This is a genomic window from Methylocystis rosea (assembly GCF_003855495.1).
In the GTDB taxonomy this organism is placed as follows: domain Bacteria; phylum Pseudomonadota; class Alphaproteobacteria; order Rhizobiales; family Beijerinckiaceae; genus Methylocystis; species Methylocystis rosea_A.
Map to the genome: position 1 here is coordinate 2092860 of NZ_CP034086.1, position 18160 is coordinate 2111019.

The following is an 18160-nucleotide window of genomic DNA, read 5'->3' on the forward strand; positions in this document are numbered from 1 at the left end:
CCTCGCGCAAGCGAACTCCGCGTCGCGGCCGAAGCGAAGCTTATAATTTGCGCAGCGACACTTCCTCGATCCTGTGATCGGCGTCCTTGGTGAGGATCAAACTCGCGCGCGGGCGGGTCGGGGCGATGTTCTGGCGCAGATTCTCGAGGTTGATGCGCGTCCATATGTCTTTCGCGACGCGCGTCGTCTCCTCTGCGTCGAGATCGGCATAGACGCGGAAGTAGGACTTGGGATCACGGAACGCCGTCTGCTGAAGTCGCCGAAAGCGCTCCACATACCATCGCTCCAGCACGTCTTCGGGCGCGTCGAGATAGACCGAGAAATCGAAGAAGTCGGAGACGAAGGGAATTTCGCGGCCGTCGCGCATGCGCGGCGCAAGCAAGACGTTGACGCCTTCGACGATGAGAATGTCGGGACGATCGACGCAGCTCGCTTCGCCCTCGACGACGTCATAGGTCATATGCGAATAGACCGGCGCGCAGACATTGCGCCTCCCCGCCTTCACATCGGAGAGAAATCGCAGCAGCGATTTATTGTCGTAGCTTTCCGGAAAGCCCTTCTTGTCCATCAGCTTTTCGGCTTCAAGGATTCTGTTGGGCAAGAGAAATCCGTCGGTGGTGATGAGCTCCACTTTCGGCGTATTCGGCCAGCGCGACAACAGGGCGCGCAGCACGCGCGCCGTCGTGGATTTTCCCACGGCGACGGAGCCTGCGACGCCGATAATGTAAGGAACCTTGCCGTCCTCGGCGCCGAGAAAGCGCTGCGTCGCCTTGAAGAGGCCCTGCGTCGCCGCGACGTAAAGCGCGAGCAGGCGCGAGAGCGGCAGATAGATCTCAATTACCTCTTCGAGCGAGATCGGATCGTTGAGCGATTTCAGTCGGACGAGATCATCGAGCGTCAGCGTCAGCGGCGTATCGGCGCGCAGCGACGCCCATTCGGCGCGCGTAAAATGCCGGTAGGGGGAAAGAGCCTCGTTGTTGGGGACGAGCTCCGCCACGGTCATTCCTTTGCTCCGCGCGCGGCTTTCTCTGCGAGCCCGGACTGATTCGTGCGCCGCTCCAGTTCGCGCAACACGTCGTCGAGCGAAATGTCCCGCGCTTCGAGCATGACGAGAAGATGATAGAGCGTATCGGCGGCTTCATTGACGAGCGCGCTTCGGTCGCCTTCTATCGCCGCGATCACCGTTTCGACCGCCTCTTCGCCGAACTTCTTGGCGATGCGCGCCATTCCGGCGTCGAGCAGGGTTTTCGTATAGGAGGTCGAGGCGCTGTCGTTGCGCCGCGCTTTGATGAGCGCGGCGAGATCGTCGAGCGTGAAACTCATGACAGACCCCCTCCCCAACCCTCCCCCGCTGCGCGGGAGAGGGAGCAGATTCCGCGCTTCGTCGGGATTTCGCTATCGCCGATCGTTAGCGTCCCCTCTCCCGCGAGCCAAGCGAAGCGGGGGAGGGACAGGGAGGGGGTCATCGCCCCTGCGCTGCAACTGGATTTTGCCGTCATCTCCCCGCCTCCAGGCCGTCGAGGCGCATCGGCAGCCCCGCAGCCGCCATGTGAAGCTTCGCCTGCGGGATCGAATATTCGCCGAAATGGAAAATCGAAGCGGCGAGCACGGCGCTCGCATGGCCTTCCTTGACGCCGGCGACGAGATGGTCGAGCGTTCCGACGCCGCCCGAGGCGATGACCGGCACCTGCACCGCGTCGGCGACGGCCCGCGTCAGCGCGATGTCGAAGCCGCTCTTTGTGCCGTCGCGGTCCATCGAGGTCAGCAGGATTTCGCCTGCGCCGAGTTCGCTGACGTCGCGTGCAAATTGCACCGCGTCGATCCCCGTTGCGCGGCGTCCGCCATGGGTGAAGATTTCCCAGCGTCCCTCGGCTGCGCGCTTGGCGTCAATGGCCACAACGATGCATTGCGCGCCAAATTTTTCCGATGCTTCGCGAACGAAGCCGGGATTGGCGACGGCGGCGGAATTAATCGAGACCTTGTCGGCGCCCGCGAGCAGCAGATTGCGGATGTCATCCAGCGTGCGCACGCCGCCGCCGACGGTCAGCGGCATGAAGCAGGCTTCCGCCGTGCGCTGCACGACGTCGAGCAGTATGCCGCGGTCTTCATGGCTTGCGGTGATGTCGAGAAAGCAGAGTTCGTCGGCGCCGGCGGCGTCATAGGCGATGGCGCATTCGACCGGATCGCCGGCGTCGCGCAGATCGACGAAATTGACGCCTTTGACGACGCGTCCGCCTTTCACGTCCAGGCAGGGAATGACGCGCGCCTTCAGCATCACGCGTTCTCGGTCGCGGCGCGCGCGCGGATCATCGCCAGCGCCTGCGCCGGATCGAGCCGCCCGTCATAGAGCGCCCGTCCGGTGATCGCGCCGGCGAGCTTGCGGCAGTCGGGCTGCAGCAGGCGCTCCACGTCGGCGAGCGAGGCGAGGCCGCCGGAGGCGATGACGGGTATCGTCAAGGCGTCGGCGAGCGCCAGGGTCGCCTCGATGTTAAGCCCGGTCAAAACGCCGTCGCGCGAGATGTCGGTGTAGATGATGGCGCTCACCCCCGCGTCTTCGAAGCTCTTGCCAAGATCGAGCGCCGACATGCGCGTGGCGCGCGCCCAGCCGTCGACGGCGACAAAACCATTCTTGGCGTCGACACCGACCGCCACGCGGCCCGGGTGAAGGCGCGCCGCCTCGCGCACGAAAGACGGGTCTTTGACGGCCGCCGTGCCGATGATGACGCGCGCGACGCCTTTGTCCAACCAGCAGGACAGCGTGCGCATGTCGCGAATGCCGCCGCCAAGCTGCACGGGAATCGTCAACGCGGCGAGAATGGATTCGACCGCCTGGGCGTTGCGCGGCGCGCCGGCGAAGGCGCCGTCGAGATCGACGACATGCAGATATTCGAAACCGACTCGCTGGAAGGCGCGCGCCTGCTCGGCGGGATCGTCATTGAACACGGTCGCGCGGTCCATATCGCCCTGCGCGAGGCGCACGCACTGACCTTCCTTCAAATCGATTGCGGGAAACAGAATCACGGACGCCACCTCAGGAAATTGCCGATCAACGCTAGGCCCAGCCTCTGGCTTTTTTCGGGATGAAACTGCACGCCGACGAGGTTGTCGCGCGCCACGGCCGCGGTGAGCGGCGCGCCATAGTCGGTGGTCGCCAGGATGTGCGCCGGCGACGTCGGCGCGAGCTGAAACGAGTGCACGAAATAGGCGTGCAATCCACGCTCTCCCGTCGGCACGCCGGCAAAGAGCGGATGTTCGCGGCTCAGCGTCAGCGTATTCCAGCCCATATGCGGGATTTTCAGCGAAGGATCCGCAGGCTCGATGGCCGCGACGTCTCCCGGAACCCAGCCGAGGCCCGGCGTTTCACCATGTTCAAGGCCGCGCGCGCCCATGAGCTGCATTCCGACGCAAATCCCTAAGAATGGCCGGCCGCGGTCGATGACCGCCTCTTGCAGGGCGGCGTAAAGACCCTCGATGGCCATCAACCCGCGGCGACAATCGGCGAAAGCGCCGACACCCGGCAGTACGACGCGCTCGGCGGCGCGCACGACGTCAGGGTCGCTGGTGACGCAAATGTCGCCTCGCGCCTGCGACTCTCGGGCGGCGCGCTCAAAGGCTTTCAAGGCGGAATGCAGATTGCCCGACCCATAGTCGATGATCGCGGTCGTCAAGGAGCGGGCTCCCCAGCGTCACCGTCTTTCGCGGTCGGCTCAGAAAGGCGATGGCGGTGAAAGTAGGCCGCCTCCGCCTCGTCCATGTCATCGCCGATGACGAGATCCTGCTCGACATAGCCGCGACGCGCCATATTCCAGCCGACGAGCCGTTCCCCCTCGAAACCGAGCCAGACAGCGAGCCCGAACGTCAGCCAGGACATCGCGTCGCGCGACACCCGCAGCTGCCAGGCGATAAGCGCCAAGGCGACAAGAAGCAGCGTCCAGAGGACGGCGACCAGCCAGGCGCGCCGCCAGGCCAGCCAGAACGGACCAAAAATAAAGGCCGGCCAGGAAAAGCCGTCGCGCAAGAAGACGATCTTGTCCGGCGCGGGAAGCTGGCCCGGCGCCATTCGCGGAAAATGAACAGTGAATATCGCCATCGGCCGTCCCCTCGTCGGCGTCACCCGCCTCTTTTCAGGCGGTGAGCGTTCCCTTGGTGGAAGGCGCTTCCCCCTGCGTGCGGCGCGGATCGATCGCCACCGCCTTGCCGAAGGCGCGCGCGAATCCCTTGAAGGCGCTCTCGGCGATATGGTGGCTGTTGACGCCGCGCAGGCATTCGATGTGCAGCCCGACGCGGGCGTGAACCGCAAAGGCCTGAAAAAATTCGCGCATCAGCTCGGTATCAAAGCCGCCGATCCGCTGCGACGGAAAGGCGACGTCGTAAACGAGAAAGGGCCGGCCCGAGACGTCCACGACGACGCGGGTCAGGGCCTCGTCGAGCGGCACATGCGCGTCGCCATAGCGGGAAATGCCCTTGCGGTCTCCAAGCGCGCGATCCACCGCCTGGCCCACGGCAATGCCGACGTCCTCGACCGTGTGATGGCCGTCGATGTGCAGATCGCCCTCAGCGCGCACGGCAAGATCCAGCGGCGCATGACGGGCGATCTGGTCGAGCATATGATCGAAAAACCCCACGCCGGTCGAAATGTCCGAGCGGCCGTCCCCGTCGAGGTCGACGGTGACCGAGATTTTGGTTTCCTTGGTGTTGCGCTCGATCGTCGCGCTGCGCATTTCCTGCCTTTTCTTGGACCCTACCGGCGTTTCCGGCGACTTTGGCCGCAAGCGGCCAGCTTGTAGCAACTCCGCCTTGGATTCGCCACCCGAACTGCTTGGGCGTCAAGGAGAAGCGAGATGCGCGCCAACTCACTCTTCCTTGACGGCAAATCGGCCTAAACAAAGAAGAGAATGGTCTGTGTGTTCGCGCTGATTCCTCACCCAAGCGCAACCACGGCAATATGTCCGACGCCGACAGGCGCTTGTAGCTTCGCGACAACGCATCAAGAAGACGCTAAATGCCGCACCGGCGGCGACTTCGGCCGTTGGGGAGAAATAGATCGCGAAGTCGTGGCGAGAACTGCCGCGCCGCAGGGAGACTTAAACATGCGACTTAAGCTCGGTTTCGCGCTTCTCGTGGCGTCCTCAGGGACTGTTCCGGCCACGGGCGAGCCTTGGCGGGACGGCTTCGTGTCGCGCATCGAAGCGCTGGCGCTCATGCAAACGCTCAACGCCTCCCTGCTCGCAAGCCGCAGCGCGACCGCGACGCTTGAGAAATGGTGCGCCGATCACAAGATGTCCGCGGAGCCCAAGATCGTCGCCCGCCGCGTTGCGGGAATCGAGCAGCAGCCGAGCGCGGAGACGCGCCGGCGGCTCGACGTCGGCGACGCGGAGCCGGTGAAATACCGGCGCGTGCAGCTCGCCTGCGGCGATCACGTGCTCTCGGAGGCCGACAATTGGTACGTGCCTGGGCGGCTTTCCGACGAAATGAACCGCACGCTGGAGACGACCGAAACGCCCTTCGGCAAGGCCATCGCGCCGCTGCAGCCGTTCCGTCGCACCATCGACATGAAGATGCGCTGGTCGCCTTTGCCCGAGGGCTGGGAGCTCTCGACCGTCCCAACGGCCTCGCCTGAAAAGACCAACGGCGCGCTCTCCATTCCGCACGACCTCTTCGAGCACACGGCCGTGGTCTATGCGCGCGATCAACGTCCGCTTTCCGAGGTGCATGAGACCTATACGCGCGAGGTCCTGGATTTTCCCGCGCCGCTCGCCGGCGCGCCGCGCGAGTGAGTCTTGCAGTGAACTGCAGCCCGACTGGCGAATAGCGGGCTGCCCCGTCGCCGCTCCGCCCTTGCTCAAATCGCCGCCAAACCTTACATCGGCTTCACATCTCTGGCTGGATGAGGCGAATGGATAGCGAACAACACCGCTTTGCGGCCATGCACGCGACGACAATCATCCTCGTCAAGAAAGCCGGAGAAACGGTGATCGCCGGCGACGGCCAGGTCAGCCTCGGCCAGACGATCATGAAGGGCAACGCCAAGAAAGTGCGGCGTCTTGGCAAGGGCGACGTGATCGCCGGTTTCGCCGGCGCCACCGCCGACGCCTTCACGCTCTTCGAACGGCTCGAATCGAAGCTCGAACAATATCCCGGACAATTGATGAGGGCCTGCGTCGAACTCGCCAAAGACTGGCGTATGGACCGCTATCTGCGGCGCCTGGAGGCGATGATGCTCGTCGCTGACAAGAGCGTCGGCCTCGTGCTGACCGGCTCCGGCGACGTGCTTGAGCCGGAAGGCACCGGCGAGGGCGCGGTGGCTGCGATCGGCTCGGGCGGAAACTTCGCGCTCGCCGCCGGGCGCGCCCTGCTCGATTCGTCCCTCGACGCCGAAACCATCGCCCGACGCGCGATGGTGATCGCCTCCGAGATTTGCGTCTATACCAACCAGAATGTGGTGGTGGAAAAGATCTAAGGCGGTCGGCAGTCGTTGGTCGGCAATGACGAAGATTCCACAGCCGTCTGTCTACTGCCTACCGCCCTGCCTACTGCCGTTCCGAAGGAACTCACCATGGCCGACTTCTCGCCGCGCGAGATCGTTTCCGAACTTGATCGTTATATCGTTGGGCAAAGCGACGCCAAGCGCGCGGTGGCGATCGCGCTGCGCAACCGCTGGCGGCGGCTGCAGCTCGAAGGCCAGATGCGCGAAGAGGTGCTGCCCAAAAACATCCTGATGATCGGCCCGACCGGCTGCGGCAAGACCGAAATCGCGCGGCGTCTGGCGCGTCTCGCCAATGCGCCCTTCATCAAAGTCGAGGCGACGAAATTCACCGAGGTCGGCTATGTCGGCCGCGACGTCGAACAGATTGTGCGCGATCTGGTCGAGGTCGCCATCCTGATGGTCAAGGAGCGCCGCCGCAAGGACGTGCAGGCGCGCGCGCAGCAAGCGGCCGAAGAGCGCACGCTCGATGCGCTGGTGGGGCCCGCCGCGTCGCCCGGCACGCGTGAAACGTTTCGCCGCCGCCTGCGCGCGGGCGAACTCGACGATAAGGAAATCGAAGTCGAGCTGACGCAGTCGGGCTCCTCGATGCCGATGTTCGAACTGCCGAATATGCCCGGCGCCAGCGTCTCCGCCTTTTCGCTCGGCGATATTTTCGGCAAGGCGATGCAGCGCGGCAAGCCGCGCAAACTCTCGGTCAAAGAGGCGCAGGGCCCTCTGATCGCCGAAGAGAGCGACAAGCTGATCGATCAGGAAGCGAGCGTCCGCGAGGCGATCCACGAGGTCGAGAACAACGGCATCGTCTTCATCGACGAGATGGATAAGATCTGCGCGCGCGAAGGACGCGGCGGCGCCGATGTCTCGCGCGAAGGCGTGCAGCGTGACCTGCTGCCGCTGATCGAGGGTACGACCGTCGCGACGAAACATGGAACGGTGAAGACGGACCATGTGCTGTTCATCGCCTCCGGCGCCTTCCATGTGGCGAAGCCTTCAGACCTGCTGCCGGAACTGCAGGGGCGCCTGCCGATTCGCGTCGAACTCGCCTCGCTCAACGAAGACGACTTCCGTCGCATTCTGACCGAAACCGAGGCCTGCCTGACGAAACAATATTCAGCGCTGCTGGGCACCGAAGGCATGACGCTCGAATTCGCGCCGTCCGCCGTCGATGCGATCGCCAAAGTCGCCGTGCAGGTGAACACCTCGGTCGAGAACATCGGCGCGCGGCGTCTGCAAACGGTGATGGAGCGCGTGCTCGACGACATCAGTTTCTCGGCGTCCGACCGCGCGGGCGACAGTATCGTGATCGATGGCGCCTATGTCGAGGAGCATATCGGCGATCTGGCGAGGAACAGGGATTTGAGCCGGTTTATTTTGTGACGCGATTTAGCCAGCGCACATCGCCCAAGCCCCTCACCTTACCTCTCCCCGCAAGCGGGGAGAGGGGTCTTCAGCGCAACGCCTAACGCCCCTTCTCCCCGCTTGCGGGGAGAAGTGAGATGAGGGGCTGGGGCATTTAACAAATTCTATTCCCAAACAGCACGCTTGCCTCAGCCCCCGCTTCTCGCCATAAGACCGGCCAAACTCAAAACCTTGGCCAATCACATGTCCACCTTTCCTCAGCGCGTCTTCTCGGGCGTGCAGTCCACCGGCAATCTGCATCTCGGCAACTATCTCGGCGCGATCGTCAAATTCGTCGAGCTGCAGAAGAACTTCGACTGCATGTATTGCGTCGTCGACCTGCATGCGATCACGGTGCCGCAGGACCCAATCGCGCTGAAGGCGAACACGCGCGAGATCGCCGCGGCGTTCATCGCCTGCGGCATCGACCCCAAGGAAAACATCGTCTTCAACCAGAGTCAGGTGCCGGAGCACGCCGAGCTCGCCTGGGTGTTGAATTGCGTCGCGCGCATCGGTTGGCTCAACCGCATGACTCAGTTCAAGGACAAGGCGGGCAAGGATCGCGAGAACGCCTCCATGGGCCTGCTCGACTATCCGGTGCTGATGGCCGCCGACATTCTCATCTATCGCGCGACCCATGTGCCTGTGGGCGACGACCAGAAGCAGCATCTGGAGCTTGCGCGCGACATCGCGCAGAAGTTCAACAATGATTTCTCGGAATCGATCGCACGCAACGGTTTTGGCGAGGCGTTCTTTCCCCTGCCCGAGCCGCTGATCTCAGGCCCGGCCACGCGGGTGATGAGCCTTCGCGACGGCACGAAGAAGATGTCGAAATCCGACGCCTCCGACTATTCGCGCATCAATCTATCGGACGACGCCGATCAGATCGCGCAGAAGGTGAGGAAGGCCAAGACCGACCCCGATGCGCTGCCTTCCGAGGAAAAAGGACTCGAAGGGCGCCCCGAGGCCTATAATCTCGTCGGCATCTTCGCGGCGCTTTCAGGACGCAGCAAGGCGGATGTGCTCGGCGAGTTCGGCGGGGCCAATTTCTCGAGCTTCAAGAGCGCGCTTGTCGATCTCGCCGTCGCCAAGCTCGCGCCGATCACCGACAAAATGCGCCGCATTCGCGAGGATGAGAGCTATGTCGACGGCGTGCTGCGCGACGGCGCCGAACGCGCCCGCGCCATCGCCCGCGAGAATATGAATGCGGTGAAGGATATTGTTGGGTTTTTGCGTTAATCCCCAGCTACACGGAATCCGTTAGATCAGTTCACATGACGTGTCATTCCCGGCGGACCGAAGGTCCGACCGGGAATCCAGAATCAATCCATGCGTTTTGGCCTTGCTCTGGATTCCCGATCGCTCGCTTCGCGCGCGTCGGGAATGACACGGGCCGTCCCGTCAGAAGACAGCGCTTCCAATTTCTCGCCGAGCGAGCGCGTCAGGCTTTCGCCCTCCGCTCGCCCAATCGAGCAATTCCACTGTGTGGACGACAGGGACGGGCGTTCCCGACCTGATCTGCACGATGCAGCCGATATTGCCGGCGGCCACAATGTCCGGCGCGACGCTCTCGATATTTGCGACTTTTCGCGACCGCAGCTCACCGGCCAGCTTCGGCTGCAGCACATTATAGGTTCCCGCCGAACCGCAGCAGATGTGACCCTCCGGAACGGGAACGACATCAAAGCCCGCGGCGGTCAGCAGCGCGACCGGCTCTTGCGATATCTTCTGCCCATGTTGCAGAGAGCAGGCGGAATGGTAGGCGACCCGAAGTTTCGGCGCATCGCCCGACGGCGCAAAGCCGATCTCGGTCATCAGCTCCGTCACATCTCTCGTCATCGCCGAGATGTGCGCGGCTTTATCCGCGAGAGTTGGATCGTTGCGGAACATATGCCCATAGTCCTTCACGCTCGTGCCGCATCCTGAGGCGTTGACGATGATATGATCCAGTCCGCCAGAGTCGATTTCGCGCGTCCAGGCGTCGATGTTCGCGCGGGCATAGCGCAGCGACTCGTCGACCTTTCCCAGATGATGCGGCAGCGCCCCACAGCAGCCGGCGCCCTTCGCGACGACGACCTCAACGCCGTGGCGCGTCAGGAGCCGTATGGTCGCCTCGTTGATCGACGTGTCGACAACCGTCTGAACGCAGCCATTGAGTAGAGCGACGCGCATCTTGCGCGCGCCTTGCGCGGCAAAGACTTGCGGAGAGTCGACGCTGGAAGCTGGCGGAAGGCTCGACGGCGCCAGCGCGAGCGCCGCCGCGATTCGGCGCGGCAGCCAGCGCGCCAAGGGGCGGATCGCGGCTGCGACGCGAAACAGCGGTCGCGCGAGAGAAGGACGCGGCAGGACGAAAGCGAGCGCTCCGCACATCGCGCGCTCCGTGAATGGTCGCGCATATGTTTTTTCGATATGCGCCCGGGCGTGATCGACGAGATGCATGAAATGCACGCCCGAAGGACACGTCGTCATGCAGGAAAGACAAGACAGACAACGATCGATATGAAGAGCCGTGCGCGCGTCAGCCGGCCGCTCCTTCTCGAACATCTCCTTGATGAGATAGATGCGGCCCCGCGGCCCGTCGAGTTCGTCGCCGGTGAGAAGATAGGTCGGACATGTCGCCGAGCAGAATCCGCAGTGCACGCAGGCGCGCAGAATCTTCTCCGATTCCGCCATGTCGGGATCGGCGAGCGCCTGCAGCGAGAAGAACGTCTGCATCGCTTTAGAACTCCGCGCGCATGCGGCCGCGCTCCAAAATATGCGCGGGATCGAAGCTTGCCTTGACGCGGCGCGTCAGCGCGGCGAGCGCCGCCGGTTGCGGATGAAAGACGTCGACCGTCGCGCGCGTCTCCGCGCTCGCCCGGATGAGCGTCGCATGGCCGCCGCTGGCGTCCACCGCGCTGCGCACGACGCCGGCATAGGCGTCAGGCGCACTCTCGAGGCGCAGCCAGATCAGTCCGCCCGCCCAGTCGTAGAAATGAGCGAGGACCGGCGCGCCAGCGCGGCGAATGCGCTCGACGACCGCGAAACCTTCGCTCGGCGCAACGGACATACGCCAGATTTGGCCGACCTTGGCGGCGACGGGCGCAGCGTCGCGCAGACCTCGCCACAACGCCGCGGAGTCGTGTTCATCGAGCGTCTCGAACCGGACGCCATCGCGCGCCAGTCGCCCGACGAGATCGTCGCGGCGCGCCGTTACGGAAATCGCCGGACCTTCCAGCCGTATGGCGGCCGCATCGGCGTCCAGCGCCAATGCGGCGCCGGCCGGCAGCATGGCGAGCGCCGAAGGCTCGCAAGGCGTCGCGGTGGCGCGGCGCAGCAGCGCGAGGCTCTCCGCCTCGTCCGCCCCGATCGCCAGCAGCGTGCATTCGGTCTGCGGCTTTGGAAGCACCTTGAGCGTCAGCTCCGTCAGAAGCGCCAGCGTGCCGTAGGAGCCGCAGACAAGCTTGGAGAGATCGTAGCCGGTGACGTTCTTCATCACGCGGCCGCCGGATTTCACCAGCTCGCCGCGACCGGTGACGCAGCGGAACCCGAGCAGATGATCGCGCGCCGCGCCCGCCTTGATCCGCCGCGGCCCCGCGGCGTTCACCGCGATCACGCCCCCGATCGTGGCGCCGCCCGTTTCTCCGCCAAACAGCAGTCCGTAATCCATCGGCTCGAAGGCGAGCTGCTGTCCATGCCGGTCCAGCAGCGCTTCAATCTCACTCAGGCGCGCGCCGGCGCGCGCCGAGAGCACGAGTTCATTGGGCTCATAGAGCGTCACGCCGGTCAGCGCGGCCGTGGAGAGCGCCTGCGCTTGCGGCGCGAAGCGGCCGAGCCCCGACTTGGAGCCGCCGCCGACGATCGCGCAGCAGTCGCCTCTCGCCTTTGCCGCGCAGATCGCGTCAACGGCGTCCGCTTCGTCGCGGATTTCCAGCGTCGCGCAAGCGGACTGCATTGCTAAAATCTCGGCAGGTTGGGAAAGGGCACTTTGCCGCCCGAGACATGCATCATCCCGAGTTCAGCGCAGCGATGCAGCGTCGGAAACACCTTGCCCGGATTGAGCCGGCCCTCCGGGTCAAAAGCGCATTTCAGCCGCATCTGCTGCGCGAGATCCACCTCGGTAAACATCTCGCCCATGAGGTCCCGCTTCTCGACGCCGACGCCATGTTCGCCGGTGAGAACGCCGCCGAGCGAGACGCACAGGCGCAAGATGTCGAAGCCGAGCTTCTCCGCGCGCTCAATGTCGCCCTCTTTCGACGCGTCATAGAGAATGAGCGGGTGGAGATTGCCGTCGCCGGCGTGAAAGACATTGGCGACGCCCAATCCTTGCTCCTTGGCGAGCCGATCCATGCCGGCGAGCGCTTCCGGCAGCCGCGCCCGCGGGATCGTGCCGTCCATGCAAAGATAGTCGGGCGCGATGCAGCTCACCGCCGGAAAGGCGTTTTTGCGTCCGGCCCAGAATTGCAGCCGCTCGGCCTCGCTTGTCGAAGCCCGTATCGTCGTCGCCCCTTCTTCGCGCGCGATATCCTGCACCACGCCTACGAGATGATCCACTTCGGCCTGCGGCCCGTCGAGTTCGACGATGACGAGCGCTGCGGCGTCGAGCGGATAGCCGCAGGGCTGGAAGCGCTCGACCGCATGGATTGTCGCCTTGTCCATCATTTCGAGGCCAGCCGGGATGACGCCGCGCGCAATGATCGCGCCAACGCAGCGCGCCCCCGCCGCCACGCTCGCAAAGCCGAGCAGCAGCCCCCGCGCAACGGGCGGCCTTTGCAGCAGACGGACCGTCACCTCCGTGACGACGCCTAGCAAGCCTTCGGAGCCGGTCATCAGTCCGATGAGGTCGTAGCCCTCGCTGTCGAGATGCTTGCCGCCGAGCCGGATGAACTCGCCGCCCATCAGCACGATGTCGAGTCCGAGGATGTTATTGGTCGTCAGGCCGTATTTCAGACAGTGAACGCCGCCGGCGTTCTCGGCGACATTGCCGCCGATCGAACAGGCGATCTGGGACGACGGATCCGGCGCATAATAGAAGCCCTGCGCTTCAACGGCTTTGGAGATCGCGAGATTTTGAACGCCGGGCTGGACGCGCGCGCAGCGGTTTTCGTAGTCGATTTCTAGGATTCGGTTGAACTTGGACATGCCGAGAAGAATGCCGTCCTCGAGCGGCATCGAACCGCCGGACAGCGACGTGCCGGCGCCGCGGGGCACGACCTTGACGTTCATCTCGGCGGCGAGCGCCATGATCGCGCGCACCTGTTCAACGCTCTCCGGCAGCGTGACGACGAGCGGCAGCGCCCGATACATGGTGAACGCGTCGCATTCATAGGCGCGACGCGCGACCTCGTCGACGATCAGGCTTTCGCGAGGCAGTATGGCCGCGAGGCGCGCAATGAGTTCATTGCGCCGCGACATAATCGCCGGCTCGGGCTTCGGCATGAGAAGCGTCATGGACTCGCGCCTCCAACGCGAGCGAGAGCGCTGCTGAACCTGCAGCTATTCGCCTAAGCGGAGCATGGCTTTTGCTCCGGGCTGCGCCCTATGGTCCAAACCGTTTAGAGGAGCCTCGAATTGCCCGCAAGCATGGCCCGATCGCGCAACCATTAGAAATGCGCGGATTTCTGGCGCTTTTCATTAATCCGCCTATGCTAGGTGAGATCGATCGCAGGCGGAAACACGGGCCGAAGGGAAATGACCAAGACCATCCTCATCGTCGAGGATAACGAGCTCAATATGAAGCTTTTTAATGATCTCTTGGAAGCCAACGGCCATGCGACGCTGCAAACAAAGAGCGGCTTCGAGGCGATATCCCTCGCGCGCAACCACCGGCCAGATCTGATCCTGATGGACATCCAGCTGCCCGAGATCAGCGGTCTGGAAGTCACCCGCATGCTCAAGGAGGACGATGATCTGCGCGCCATTCCCGTCATCGCGATCACCGCCTTCGCGATGAAGGGCGACGAGGAAAAGATCCTGCAGGGCGGCTGCGAAGCCTATTTGTCGAAACCCATTTCCGTGGCGAAATTCTTGGAAACCGTGAATTCCTTTCTCGCAGAGAAGCGCTGAGAGTTCTGTGTTCACATGAGCGCGCGCGTTCGCCTCGTTAACGATCCGTCCGCGAAGCACCGCGCATCTTCGCCGTTACGATGACGGCTCTCGATCGGCCCGGCCGCGGCGTCAGTCTGAAGTCGGGCGCAGACGACTTCATCGCCAGACCGTCGATGGTCCCGGCCCGCCGGAGCGGCGGCCCTCTTGAGCGGGCTTGCAGGCGACGCACGGCTGAACTATACAGCGCGCGACGACGTCAAGCCGTCCGGCCTCCCCCAAGAGGCGTCCGAATAAAACGGGGCCATAGCTCAGTTGGGAGAGCGCTTCAATGGCATTGAAGAGGTCGTCGGTTCGATTCCGTCTGGCTCCACCACTATCCTAATCCGCTGTTTTAAAGTGGTTTTTCGAAGAAACCAACGAAATGGTTCTCGACAAATCCCGGATTTGGCCCTAGCCGAATCGCAGGAGCGCCGCGCAGCCTCTGAACCTCGCGGTTGGTCTCGGCGTGCGAAAATTGTTCTGGCGTCAAACGGGCGATCCGGCGACGAAACCTGGCGCGAGAGATCCATTCAAAGACGCTCAGCAAATGGACGAATTGAATACAAAATGCGGTCTCCGACATGGGATGGCGCCGATCTCGCGACAGCGGCGCTGCCTGCCAACGAGGTCGGGTGACGCCCGTCGGCGCGCAGGGCGATGCTTCCATAGAAAGGAACTTGCGAAATGAAATTACGACTATCCGTTGCGACGATCATATTGTTCTGCTCGGGTTGGGCCTTCGCTGAAGATGCGCCGGTGACATATCAATGCGAGGTCTCGGCTCAACAGAGCGACTCAAGCCAGTCGGGGCCCTTTTCCATCGAGATAAGTGGCGCCGCAGTGAAGCTGAGCAACGTCAGCGCCCTTGATGGCCATTTTTCTCTCATTCGAAAGAATGACGCCTACTACGTCTTTAAAAATAAGAAAAATCAGGGGGGCAACCTCAACCGTTCCACCGGCGCAGTGGAATTATATGCCGTAAACGCCGCCTCTCATGAGATGACGGTCTCAATCAACGGCGCGTGTGTCGAACAGAAATAGACCCAGGATTTCGCGCGCCTCGAACACTCCTCTAAGGTATCGACGCGATCGACCGTTATTCCCTCACCGTGCTTCCACACGGATAGCCCTGTAACAGGGGTCGTATTAAATAGGACCTCCTGGCTTCCATCTGGCAACGGGTTTTTTCCGGTAAGCAGATGAATGATCGCGGCAAGTTCGGCTGAATGATCGCGGCAAGTTCGGCGCGACGCGTGAGCCAGGAAGCATTCTCGAGCTGATGTGCGATCGTCTTCCTGAAGCTGCAAGGGAACCAATCCTAATGCCGGCGGTTCTAATTCGGCCTTCTCGGATCAGGCCATGCAAGGAAGACCGCAGGCGACCTCAGCGGAGCTTGCCGCCGGAGTTCGAGGTGGGCTTTCGCGTGAATGACGTGGAACGCCGCATGTTCGTGCGGCCGTGGACCACCTTCCTCGACGCCCTTCGTGAACATCTCGCGTCCGCGATCTTCCGATCACGATCGATAAGCTACCCGAGTTGAGGCAGCCCACGAGCAACCACGCAGAGTAAATGAATTACGTCCCAGACCCCGGCCGACCGAGAGACGCGCTGACGAGCGCCCGCAGGTGGCTGGAGGAATTCGGACAGGCGGCGTTAGCGACCGTCGTTTCCACCTGGGGTTCGTCGCCCGTACCGGTCGGCGGCCAAATGGCCATCGGTCCATGCGGACAATTCGAGGGCTCCGTCTCCGGGGGTTGCGTCGAAGCGGACGTGATTACCCAAGCGGCGGACGTTCTGGCGCGCGACAGACCGAAGTTGTTAGAGTTCGGAGTCGGAGAGGAACTGGCGTGGAAGGCCGACCTGCCCTGCGGCGGCGCCATCAGCATCTATGTCGAGCCGCTGCAGCGTGAGCGAGATTCAGCTTTTCTCGACAGAGTGTTTTCCGCGCGCCGCGCACGGATGTCGCTTGCCGTGATCACCACGCTTGCGACCGGCGCGCGACGCCTGTTTGACGCCAGCGAATTGATGCCGGCCGAGATCGCCCAATGCCTGGTTTCGGGTGAAAGCCGGCTTCTCTCGCTCGGCGATGCGCCGGTCTTCTTGCACGCGCTCACGCCGCCCGTTCGCGTGGTCATTGTCGGCGCGACGCATGTCGGCCAGGTGCTGGCTGATCTGACGAATCGCATTGGTTACGACGTCGTCGTCGTGGACCCGCGCGCCGCATTTGCGAGCGTAGACCGCCTCGGCGATTTCAAAAGTCTCACCGACTGGCCTGAAATCTCGCTGAAGTCCTTGGGGCTCGACCCAAGGACGGCGGTGGTCGCTCTGACCCACGCCGCCGCGATTGACGATGAAGCGCTCACCGAGGCGCTGCGCTCGCACTGCCTGTATATTGGCGCCCTGGGCTCGACACGGACACACGCCAAGCGCTTGCAGCGTCTCGCCGCAGCAGGCTTCAACGATGCGGAACTCGCGCGCATCAGCGCCCCGATTGGACTGCCGATTGGCGCGAAAGGCCCGGCCGAGATCGCCGTCTCGATTCTCGCGGAAATCGTCAAAGTCGCGCGCGAAACGAGGCAAGCGTGAATATCGCAGCTGTGCTCTTGGCTGCTGGAGCCTCAAAACGATTTGGCGAGAACAACAAGCTTCTCTCCGACCTCGGCGGAAAGCCGCTCATCCGCAGGGTGGCCGAAGCCGTCGTTTGCAGCGGCGTCGACGTTGTCGTCGTTACCGGCTGCGATCGCCCGCAGATCGAAAAAGCTCTCGAAGGCTTGCCGCTTCGATTTGCACACAATTTGAACTGGGAAAGCGGCATGGGAGCGTCGATCGCCGTCGGCGTCAACGCGCTCGGCCAGCAAACACAAGGAGCGTTTGTGATCCCGGGCGATCTGCCCTTTTTGACATCAGATCTGATCAAAGAGCTGACCGCCCTCTTTATGGAGAGCCGGGGCGCTTTGATCACCTATCCAACAACCTCCTCTGGCGAGCAGCGCAACCCGGTTTTGTGGCCCCGACGATTCCTCCCCTCGCTGGCGGTCCTTTCTGGGTCGTCGGGCGCCAAGCAATTGCTCCAGAACTGCGCGGATTCGCAAAAGCAGGCGCACGTGTTTGATGAAAGCGCCTATCTCGACGTTGATGCGCCTGCGGATTTGGAAGCCGCCCGTTCGCGATTGAACATTGCGAATCTTTAAGGGCTTTTACGCGGCGCAGATTTCGTCATGCAAATGGGCCGCTTAACCGCGCACGCTGCGATAATAGAGCAGCCGCACGGCTGCGTCGGGGCTCTGATGCGCCTCAAGCGCGACCTTGATGTGTCCGGCTCAAGGAATATGTTGCAGCATAAGCGGCCATCAAGCGATTGACGTTCGAGACGACCTTCCGCGCTGGATACTTCCGGCGCAGCCGAAATTGCAGGCTCAGTCATGCCCTATGAGCTCTACTATTGGCCCGGCATTCAAGGACGTGGAGAGTTCGTGAGGCTCGTGCTGGAAGAAGCCGGCGCCAGCTATATTGACATGGCGCGTGAGCCAAACGCCGAGGCGTCGCTTGTGGCTTTTCTCGAACGAACCGACCTCGCCCATCCGTCATTCGCACCGCCGTTCTTGAAAGACGGACAGGTGATCGTGGGACAGACCGCCGCGATACTGCTTTATCTCGGCGATCGTCACCATCTCGCGCCGAGCGACGCGGCGCGCAGACTTTGGGTTCACCAAATTCAGTTGACGATCGCTGACTTGGTCGGCGAGGCTCACGACACTCATCATCCCTTGGGCGGGGATTTGTATTACGAGGAGCAGAAACCCGAGGCCTCACGCAGAGCGAAGTGGTTCCGCAAGGAACGGATACAAAAATATCTTGATTGGTTCCAAACGATCCTCGCCCGCAATCCCGACGGTGACGCACATCTCGTCGGCGATACCTTAAGCTACGCCGATCTCTCCCTGTTCCAAACCGTCGAAGGCTTGCTCTATGCGTTCCCCAACACAACAAAAGCAGTTCTCGCCGCGTCGCCGCGCGTGTCCGCTCTTTGCATGATGGTCGCGCGACGCCCGCGCATTCGCGCATACATCGAGAGCGATCGCAGGGTGAAATTCAACGAGCAAGGTATATTTCGTCACTATCCTGAACTCGATGACTGATCAGCGGGACCAATCCCTGCACGGACCCTTAGGTTGGCGGATCGCCCTATATGCTCACCTTGTCGGGCGTCGC

Annotated in this window: 20 protein-coding genes and 1 tRNA gene; 10 read left to right on the forward strand and 11 right to left on the reverse strand. The window is 62.9% G+C overall.

The annotated features are described in order from the left end of the window. Window positions 1–40: 40 nt before the first annotated feature. The 7 genes from coaA to hisB form a co-directional block, all read right to left on the reverse strand. Entirely contained in the window at window positions 41–1003 is a 963-nt protein-coding gene (gene coaA, locus EHO51_RS10140) for a type I pantothenate kinase (RefSeq protein WP_124738790.1), read from the reverse strand. After that, window positions 1000–1323 (reverse strand): phosphoribosyl-ATP diphosphatase, encoded by a 324-nt coding sequence (locus tag EHO51_RS10145; RefSeq protein ID WP_124738791.1) that lies wholly within the window; start codon window positions 1321–1323, stop codon window positions 1000–1002. The genes coaA and EHO51_RS10145 overlap by 4 nt, the downstream gene beginning before the upstream one ends. A 172-nt stretch (window positions 1324–1495) precedes the next feature. Then, window positions 1496–2275: an imidazole glycerol phosphate synthase subunit HisF gene (hisF, locus tag EHO51_RS10150; protein WP_124738792.1), complete on the reverse strand. Its 780-nt coding sequence runs from the start codon at window positions 2273–2275 to the stop codon at window positions 1496–1498. Beyond that, on the reverse strand, window positions 2275–3021 hold the full coding sequence (gene hisA / locus EHO51_RS10155; RefSeq protein ID WP_124738793.1) for a 1-(5-phosphoribosyl)-5-[(5-phosphoribosylamino)methylideneamino]imidazole-4-carboxamide isomerase: 747 nt from the start codon (window positions 3019–3021) through the stop codon (window positions 2275–2277). The genes hisF and hisA overlap by 1 nt, the downstream gene beginning before the upstream one ends. After that, entirely contained in the window at window positions 3018–3668 is a 651-nt protein-coding gene (gene hisH / locus EHO51_RS10160) for an imidazole glycerol phosphate synthase subunit HisH (protein WP_124738794.1), read from the reverse strand. Before hisH ends, hisA begins: the two co-directional genes overlap by 4 nt. Beyond that, on the reverse strand, window positions 3665–4090 hold the full coding sequence (locus EHO51_RS10165; protein WP_124738795.1) for a DUF2628 domain-containing protein: 426 nt from the start codon (window positions 4088–4090) through the stop codon (window positions 3665–3667). The genes hisH and EHO51_RS10165 overlap by 4 nt, the downstream gene beginning before the upstream one ends. A gap of 34 nt (window positions 4091–4124) precedes the next feature. Then, complete coding sequence (hisB, locus tag EHO51_RS10170; protein WP_124738796.1) at window positions 4125–4721, reverse strand: imidazoleglycerol-phosphate dehydratase HisB; 597 nt, start codon at window positions 4719–4721, stop codon at window positions 4125–4127. A gap of 369 nt (window positions 4722–5090) precedes the next feature. On the opposite strand from hisB, the gene EHO51_RS10175 reads away from it, so the two are divergent. The 4 genes from EHO51_RS10175 (at window position 5091) to trpS (ending at window position 9121) form a co-directional block, all read left to right on the forward strand. Beyond that, window positions 5091–5777 (forward strand): hypothetical protein, encoded by a 687-nt coding sequence (locus EHO51_RS10175; protein WP_124738797.1) that lies wholly within the window; start codon window positions 5091–5093, stop codon window positions 5775–5777. Window positions 5778–5896: 119 nt separating this feature from the next. Continuing rightward, complete coding sequence (gene hslV / locus EHO51_RS10180) at window positions 5897–6460, forward strand: ATP-dependent protease subunit HslV (protein ID WP_026223084.1); 564 nt, start codon at window positions 5897–5899, stop codon at window positions 6458–6460. Window positions 6461–6556: 96 nt separating this feature from the next. Then, entirely contained in the window at window positions 6557–7861 is a 1305-nt protein-coding gene (hslU, locus tag EHO51_RS10185) for an ATP-dependent protease ATPase subunit HslU (protein ID WP_124738798.1), read from the forward strand. 225 nt (window positions 7862–8086) lie between these two features. Continuing rightward, window positions 8087–9121 carry a tryptophan--tRNA ligase gene (gene trpS, locus EHO51_RS10190; protein WP_124738799.1) on the forward strand — a complete coding sequence of 345 codons (1035 nt, stop codon included), beginning with the start codon at window positions 8087–8089 and terminating at the stop codon, window positions 9119–9121. Window positions 9122–9283: 162 nt separating this feature from the next. Here trpS and glcF read toward each other — a convergent pair whose 3' ends face one another. Genes glcF through EHO51_RS10205 form a run of 3 tightly spaced genes read right to left on the reverse strand, consistent with a single transcriptional unit; the run spans window position 9284 to window position 13312 of the window. Continuing rightward, window positions 9284–10597: a glycolate oxidase subunit GlcF gene (gene glcF / locus EHO51_RS10195; protein WP_124738800.1), complete on the reverse strand. Its 1314-nt coding sequence runs from the start codon at window positions 10595–10597 to the stop codon at window positions 9284–9286. Between the two features lie 4 nt (window positions 10598–10601). Further along, on the reverse strand, window positions 10602–11816 hold the full coding sequence (gene glcE / locus EHO51_RS10200; protein WP_124738801.1) for a glycolate oxidase subunit GlcE: 1215 nt from the start codon (window positions 11814–11816) through the stop codon (window positions 10602–10604). A 2-nt stretch (window positions 11817–11818) separates the two neighbouring features. Continuing rightward, a complete protein-coding gene (locus EHO51_RS10205) occupies window positions 11819–13312 on the reverse strand; it encodes an FAD-linked oxidase C-terminal domain-containing protein (RefSeq protein ID WP_124738802.1) in 1494 nt (497 codons plus the stop codon). 240 nt (window positions 13313–13552) lie between these two features. Here EHO51_RS10205 and EHO51_RS10210 point away from each other — a divergent pair, with 240 nt between their 5' ends. After that, a complete protein-coding gene (locus tag EHO51_RS10210; protein WP_018409014.1) occupies window positions 13553–13927 on the forward strand; it encodes a response regulator in 375 nt (124 codons plus the stop codon). A gap of 279 nt (window positions 13928–14206) precedes the next feature. Continuing rightward, window positions 14207–14282, forward strand: a tRNA-Ala gene (locus tag EHO51_RS10215). An 18-nt stretch (window positions 14283–14300) separates the two neighbouring features. On the opposite strand, the gene EHO51_RS10220 is transcribed toward EHO51_RS10215, so the two are convergent. Continuing rightward, window positions 14301–14531, reverse strand: coding sequence for a hypothetical protein (locus EHO51_RS10220; protein WP_124738803.1), 231 nt, complete (start codon window positions 14529–14531; stop codon window positions 14301–14303). A gap of 101 nt (window positions 14532–14632) precedes the next feature. Here EHO51_RS10220 and EHO51_RS10225 point away from each other — a divergent pair, with 101 nt between their 5' ends. From EHO51_RS10225 to EHO51_RS10240, 4 genes are all read left to right on the forward strand, one after another. Beyond that, complete coding sequence (locus EHO51_RS10225; RefSeq protein WP_124738804.1) at window positions 14633–14989, forward strand: hypothetical protein; 357 nt, start codon at window positions 14633–14635, stop codon at window positions 14987–14989. A gap of 528 nt (window positions 14990–15517) precedes the next feature. Then, a complete protein-coding gene (locus EHO51_RS10230) occupies window positions 15518–16534 on the forward strand; it encodes an XdhC family protein (protein ID WP_124738805.1) in 1017 nt (338 codons plus the stop codon). A gap of 11 nt (window positions 16535–16545) precedes the next feature. Next, window positions 16546–17139, forward strand: a complete 594-nt coding sequence (locus EHO51_RS10235) for a nucleotidyltransferase family protein (RefSeq protein ID WP_245434872.1) — start codon at window positions 16546–16548, stop codon at window positions 17137–17139. Between the two features lie 231 nt (window positions 17140–17370). Beyond that, window positions 17371–18087 (forward strand): glutathione S-transferase, encoded by a 717-nt coding sequence (locus EHO51_RS10240; RefSeq protein WP_124738807.1) that lies wholly within the window; start codon window positions 17371–17373, stop codon window positions 18085–18087. Window positions 18088–18160: the final 73 nt, after the last annotated feature.